Raw genomic sequence first — 6,894 nt, forward strand, 5'->3', positions numbered from 1 at the left:
ATACCTTGTTCAAAGTGACAGAGCTGCTCAACCGATTCGGGTAGAAACAGGCCTTTGAAGTCGGGAATCCAGTTGCTGATTCGCCGCGCCACCAAACCGACTGCTGCCGAGCGCCTTGAGCATATTGATACGAAAACGCCATCGAACGCCATCGACTTCGCACTGATACGAAAAGTCAGCACCGCCCTCCTGTTCAAAGATCAGCAGGTTTCGGTCGTCCATCATCGGCATCAACAGATCGACCATCTCTTCGTTTTCGATCGGCGGTCGATTCAGTGGCTTCAATTCGCCACGGACCCGCACCATCGGCGGTTGCCCGGTTTTTAGATGCAAGTCCGACCCTTCGAGTTTGACCAGGGCACGGAAGATCTTGTCGACTTCGAGTTCCTTTTTTTCCTGCAATAGCGTCGATTTCAAGCGAGCCATTACCGCTTCGCGTGAGCTATCCAGGGGGGCCGATGAGGTCGGTGGAGCTGAAGATTTATGTGACATTTGGGTTATCGAACCGCAAAAATGGATACGGACAGGATGTGGAAAAGGGACACAGAGGACGCGAACCGCAGGTTTGCTAGTTTAGCCATCGGTCTACGACTGCATTCTAGGTAATTGCCAAAACCACTCAACACAACATTTTACAGGGGAATCGATTCAGGTCGTTCCCGTTTTGACGCGAATTCCGACACGCTGATTCAGTTCGGCTGGCTCGCATGGAGTTCGCAAACCACCAGCGGTGCGGTGTCGGACGCAGAAAGCGAAGCGATAACGGAGCAGGTCAAGAGCGTGGGCAGGCACCGGAAAGAAATGCCGCTACAACCCTTACAAACCAGCCCTACATGACTTTACCGGACAGGTAACCTGGGTGGTTTTTGCAATATAGGCAATTTTTTTCATTGTCTATTTGTTATCTGCAGATAAACTCTGATGAAGATAAAAAATTGCAGAGATCGAGCCGGGGGGCGTCAGGCGATCCAAATTTGCGAACCCATGGAATCGAACAACTTAATAATTAGGGCTTTTACGATGCGTTTCACGAGGATTTTCACACTTTCGGCGGCTGCCTTGCTGTGCGGTGCCGTGACAGCTCCTGCCCATGCGTTCATGGCGGCTGAGGCTGAAATGGTTGCAGCAGAAGGATCGCTGGACGTAGGACAAATGGTGAGCGAATTGAATGAATTCGTCGCCAACGAAGAGAACACCTGCGAACAAAAGCTGATTCGCGTCAACGAAGCGATCGTTGCCGTTGACCGTCTTTTGGACGCCGGCACGAACAACGAAGCGGACCTGTTGGCGGTTCGCGACGAATTATTTGAAATTCGCCGCAACTTGAAGTGCAGCGACGAATTGCTAGCTCTCTATCCCGTCGGAGACATTGTTGGTCCCCCGATCGACGGCGGATTTATCGATGGTGGCTTCATCGATGGTGGATTTGCTGACGGTGGACTAGTCAACATCGGAGGTGGCGGACACCACTCTGGCGGTCTCTTTGGTGGACACCACGGCGGCGGCGGTGGTGGAGCTGGTGGCGGTGGCGGTGGTGGCGGCGGCTTTGGCCTGCTCGCAGCCGGCGGAATCGCAGCCGCGATCTCGATCCCCTTGGCCACAGACGACGACGAACCCGGTCCTCCCGCATCGCCTTCGGGACTGTAGGCTCGAACGTAGAACGTCAATTTGACGCATAAACCAACAAAAAGCCCGCACGGTTTGATCCGTGCGGGCTTTTTTCGTTATCCCTAGTTTAACGTTTGCTGTGTTCCGATTTCGGGTTTACTCGTACATTGGCCGATACAGAAGCGGGAAAGGTCTCCCGCAAACTCGGGCGATTTTTTTGTCAATTGCCGCTGACAGGGCACCGCTGACAAGGCACTTTCGCACGTCCGCGAGACTCGAAACTTGAACCGATAGATACCCCGCAATGGATGCGAACCCGTCCCCGGACCCGCTGCCTACGGATCAACCCGCTGAATCGCCAAAGATCCCGGTGCAACCTCAGCGAGTTTCTGCCTCGACGTCGTTGCCGCGTGCGGCATCGGTACGACCGGATTCATCACACCGCCAATCCGCATCCGACACAATCCAACCGATGCGGACGACCCGATCGAGATCGTCCCGAGACAGCCTGCAAGCGAGACAATCTAATTCGCCAGCGTCATTGGATCGAGCGCGTATCCCGCTTCATCTCGCTCGCGCATTGACGCTGGTGGCTCTGGTGTACACGTGTTGGCGGTTTGGCGGAACCGATGCAATCACCATCCAGCACGTTTCGGTATTGGTCTTGATGGCCATCGTATTGACGATCATTTCGAGAAAATTGCTCGAGCCGATCACTACCGCCGCGATGCTCATCCTGGTGCTGGGATCGTCATGGCTGACGTTCACGGCGTTCCAATGCGTGCCCATTCCAAGTTCGTTGGTTTCGGTTGTTTCCCCGGCATTATTAGATGAAACAGAGCAGTTCGCGGACGTCGCGATCGCCGAACTAACAAGCTTTACCGATGAACACGGCCCAAAACTCCTCGACGGAGAAACGACCAATTCCAACAATCCAGCTGCCCCCACCACCTCGCAGCGGCCGTTGACGTTAAGTGTTATTCCTGCCGCAACGCGAAAGAGGCTTGCGGTGCATGCGATTGCACTAGCTTTGTTTATGCTCTCGACCGTCCTTTTCCCGGGACGCCATAGTCGAAAACTCTTGGCATGGACCCTCGTTTTCAACGCAGTCTTTCTGGGCTTTTGGGCAATTCTGCAACGAGCCTCAGGAACGACTGAACTGTTGCTTGGCATAACACGAGAGGAAGTTATCCTTCCGTTTGCAACGTTCATCTACAAGAATGCCGGAGCCGCGGCGGTGATCCCCGGTTTGGGCACGGCAATTGGGATGCTGTGGGTGGCATTGATGAAACATAACGACCAATCCAGCGGGCGACGTCAGCCGGGAAAACGAAGTTCAACAAACTCGTTCTCAACAAGTCGAGGTTCTCGCAGTCAGAGCTTCTACAACTCGTCGCCGCTGTGGACACGGCCTCGTATTGTTGTGCTCGTGCTACTGATTTCGTTATTGACATCGGCCTTGTTGATCTCCGCCTCGCGCGGCGCACTTGCTGCGACAGGTTTAGCTTTGCTGTTGGTCCCTCTACTCATCCCGTTGAAGCTTCCAGTTCGCAGCTACGCGATACTCGCGAGTGTGTTGTGTCTGATTTCGCTCAGTGCAATTATCGCCGGCAAGTTGCATCCCACGTTACAATCCGAAACGGGCCGCATGGACCGGGATTCATTGTCGGCGGACGGACGCTGGGTTCATTGGCAAGAAGCTTGGCGCAGCGCCGCCGAGTATTTCCCTGTGGGAAGTGGAGCTGGAACTTATGGTTACGCACATTTGGACCAGCAGGTTGAAAATACCAGCGAGTGGTTCCGTGAGGCCCACCAGCAATTCCTGGAGACGCTGGTCGAGTATGGTTTGCCAGGAATTTCCATCGCCGTGGTAAGCATCCTCCTGCTGCTTCGGCATACCTATCAATTGGCGCGAAGAGGTGCTTCGTTTGATCGACGCGGTTGGGGAATCGCAGGCCTGATTGCTCTGTTATCCGTTGCAATTCAAAGCACTGTTGATTTTGTCATTTTGATACCTGGCGTCCTTTTTTCCCACGCCCTGTTGGCCGGCAGCATCAGTGGCGTTCAACAAGACGTCTCGCAACGCCAGCATCACAAGAAACGAGGCGAGAATCCTCTCACCGTCACCAACAAACCGGCGGTACTGCAATCGCACCACGGGGACAAGTCGCGTTTGGCATTTACGGGAAGGCTTGCAAATGCCACTTCGTTTTTCTGCTACCCGATGACTTGGTTCGTGCCGATGCTAGGGATTGTGTTTTTCGCATTTGTCGTTCTTCGTCAAGAAGCGATTTGTGATTCTGTGATTGAAGAAACCGATACACTTATCGTCGATTACCAACCTACTGTCGAGGAAGTGTCTCGAAATGAATCCCTGTTGGACGAAGCGATTCGGATCAATCCTCAGCGTGCGGATTTGTATCACCGCCGCGCCGTTTGGCGAACGGTAAACTTCCGGCTTGCTTTGGTGGAACATGGCAAGCAACAAGGTCACTCTATCGATTGGCAAGCGACTTACCCCGAGACGTTCTACCATGCGTTACACATGCTGCCATCCGACGCCTCGAACGAGATTGTTGATCAAATCACTTCCAACCCCGACCTCGTCAATCAGCTCGTCAACATTGCCAGTGACCTGAAGCAATCGATCGCCCGCAATCCACTTAATCCTCAGGTTTACCTCACATCAGCATTCTTCGCACCCTTGATGAAGACGGAGGAAAGGCGATGGCTTGATATATTGGTTCCGCTTTCGAAAAGCAGTCGATCGATACAATTTGCCAATGGGTTCCTAGCATATTACCAGCGTGACAAAGAGACCTTGATTCAACAGTGGAACGGCGCATTATTGCTAAAAGACGACTTTCTCGAAGCGATCATGATGCGTGCAGAAACCATTCTCACCCCGCAAGAAATCGCAGAACAACTCGTGCCATCACGACGCTCGGAGGTGGCCCTGACGATCTTGCGACGTAGCAAACGAGTGGGTGCCAGCGACGATTTCTTGGCGGCACTTTGTGATTTTGGTTGTAAACGGATCGAGCAAGACTCATCGCTATCGGACGCCGAGATATATTCGCTTTGTGCTCAATTGCACGAAACCATTGATCAACACGAGATCTCTGGCAACTATTGGCAACGAGCTGTCCGCAGCGATGGACTGAACTCGGACTATCGACTGCGTTACACCCAGACACTGATCGAGACCGGCCAGCTAGCAGAGGCGTTAAAGCAGGCCTCGCTCGGCAAGGCTTCGGACCCGTCAAACCGTCAATTCGGTGACTTGATCGATGCGATTCAAAAGAGACTCAAAGACGAGATCGAACAAAAGATCAAAGCATCCAATCTCTAGCGAGAGCCACGGATCTGAACACTCCGATTGATGCAATTCGTAGCGAAACTCGCCCTAAGTTTCGTGACGAATCGATCTAAGAACGTAGCGCAATCCTCTTTGTGCGATTGCTGCATCAGCAACAAGATTTACAGCGTGGTGCCGTCAAGATCCGAATCTTCGTCTTTTGCGTCAGCCTTTTGCACCATCTTGCGTGCAACGGACATCACTGTCTGGCTGAACGCACACCCCCCGCCGCGTTGTTATCCGCACAAGCCCTAGATATGGCAGAGAGCGATTGCGCGTCACAAGGCAGACGAACTGAATTTTAAGGCAATGCCTACGAGTCGATACCTAGGCTGTCCGAATTTAGAGGGGAAGCGTTTTTTTCTGCCGATGACTCTCAGTCGAATCCCTTTAGCGTTTACACAATCACAAACAGGCGAGTTGATGACGTCCCACTCAACAGCGGAAGCTAAATTCCCATCTCCCCCAAATCGAGGTCGATTTGATGGGGACCCTGTTTCGACGTTGGCCCCACTTGCTCGTTGGGATCATGGTCGGAGGAACGCTCGCGCTGATCACTTTTTTGCGACCGAACCTCTGTATGAATCCAATATCGAGATTCTGGTCGGACAACGGAACTCCGAATTGGCGACAAGCGGAACGTCGTCCACCGCATCAGCGACGGGTGATTCGATCCAAGAGGACCAACTCGCAACGCATATGCAATTGCTGAAGAGCCGCCACAATCTTCACGCTGCCGTTGAAAGAGAGAATTTGGGACAGTTCGCGTCTTTCCAAAAGGCAGCCGAAAACGAGCTTTCGGCGGTTGATTACATTCTTGAGAATCTTGATGTTCAGCGAGGGGGTGAAGGCTCCGCTCGCGATGCAATGGTGCTGCGGGCGACCTTTCGTGACCCTGATCCCGCTGTCGCTGCCACGGTATTGACGGCAATCTTTGAGAGCTATCGCGACTATGTCGAGTCGCATGGCCAAAACAAGACCAAAGAGGCGATCACGCTGATCGAAACAGCTCAGAAGGAACATGAACAAGAACTAGACAATGCCGATCGAGAATATCGCGAATTCGTCAAGTCCGTACCTGTGTTGCTCGAAGGCGACCGTGTCCGTGACGTGCATCGTGACCGTTTGGCAGACCTCGAAGCAGAACTAAACCTCGTTCGTTCCGAACTCGCCGAATCCTCTTCGCGATTGGAAGTCATTGAGAAATTTCTCGAGGAAGAAGACGTCAATGAAATTGGCGATAACGCCCACCTCGCGCTGCTAAGCCACAAAGAAGTCGAGCGATTAAAGCTGTTTCTTGACATGACACGTGGCGAAGTGCAATCCGAAGCATTCCAAGCAGAGCAGCCAGCGCGCCAGGAGGTTGCCAAAGCCCAGTACACCATCCTGCTGGAACTGCTGCAGAAAGAACGCACGCTTGCCGAGGATTTTGGTCCAGGCCATCCGTTGGTCGCAGCGACACGCCAAGAGATCGAGGTGATCCAGCAGTTCATCAAGACCAATGCTCCTGAGGCAGCAGTCCTGGCGACCAAGAAACTCGATCCAAGCGAAATGCTCAAGACCTATGTCTTGCTGCTTCGCAACGATATTGCGGAGCGTGAAAAACGCAAGGAAATATTGACCGCTGACGCCGAGACGGAGCTGTTGCTGGCCAAGAGCATTGAGGCCGATTTCATGACCGGAACTGCACTGAAAGCGAAATTGAATCGAGCACAGTCGCGTTACGATGAAGTGATTCGCCGACTTCATGAAATCAACTTGGCGGGATCCTATGCGGGTTTCTCAACCGACCTACTATCCCATCCTGAAATCAACAAAGAACCTTGCTGGCCTCGTCTGCCTCTGGTTCTTGCGATTGGAGGGATTCTTGGTCTTGCAATTGGAACGACCTTCGCAGGATTGAGCGAGTTTCTTGATGCGACGTTCCG

General features: G+C 53.0%; 4 protein-coding genes. 3 read left to right on the top strand and 1 reads right to left on the bottom strand.

Features of this window, described 5'->3' with window-relative positions; genetic code table 11:
- Positions 1–27 precede the first annotated feature (27 nt).
- Positions 28–492: a hypothetical protein gene (locus RMSM_RS25355; protein WP_236622299.1), complete on the bottom strand. Its 465-nt coding sequence runs from the start codon at positions 490–492 to the stop codon at positions 28–30.
- A 582-nt stretch (positions 493–1,074) separates the two neighbouring features.
- On the opposite strand from RMSM_RS25355, the gene RMSM_RS41305 reads away from it, so the two are divergent.
- The 3 genes from RMSM_RS41305 to RMSM_RS25380 form a co-directional block, all read left to right on the top strand.
- Positions 1,075–1,647, top strand: a complete 573-nt coding sequence (locus RMSM_RS41305) for a hypothetical protein (protein ID WP_236622301.1) — start codon at positions 1,075–1,077, stop codon at positions 1,645–1,647.
- 265 nt (positions 1,648–1,912) lie between these two features.
- Positions 1,913–4,960 carry an O-antigen ligase family protein gene (locus tag RMSM_RS25370; RefSeq protein WP_008703330.1) on the top strand — a complete coding sequence of 1,016 codons (3,048 nt, stop codon included), beginning with the start codon at positions 1,913–1,915 and terminating at the stop codon, positions 4,958–4,960.
- A gap of 510 nt (positions 4,961–5,470) precedes the next feature.
- Positions 5,471–6,894: GumC family protein (locus tag RMSM_RS25380; protein WP_236622300.1), on the top strand; the 1,424-nt coding region annotated here is incomplete at its 3' end.

Origin of the sequence: Rhodopirellula maiorica SM1, assembly GCF_000346295.1 — a bacterium.
GTDB classification, from domain to species: Bacteria; Planctomycetota; Planctomycetia; order Pirellulales; family Pirellulaceae; genus Novipirellula; species Novipirellula maiorica.

Excerpts from the sequence above, each read along its gene's own strand:
- RMSM_RS25370 (WP_008703330.1), top strand. The coding sequence starts at position 1,913 with ATGGATGCGAACCCGTCCCCGGACCCGCTGCCTACGGATCAACCCGCT.
- RMSM_RS25355 (WP_236622299.1), bottom strand. The coding sequence starts at position 492 with ATGTCACATAAATCTTCAGCTCCACCGACCTCATCGGCCCCCCTGGAT.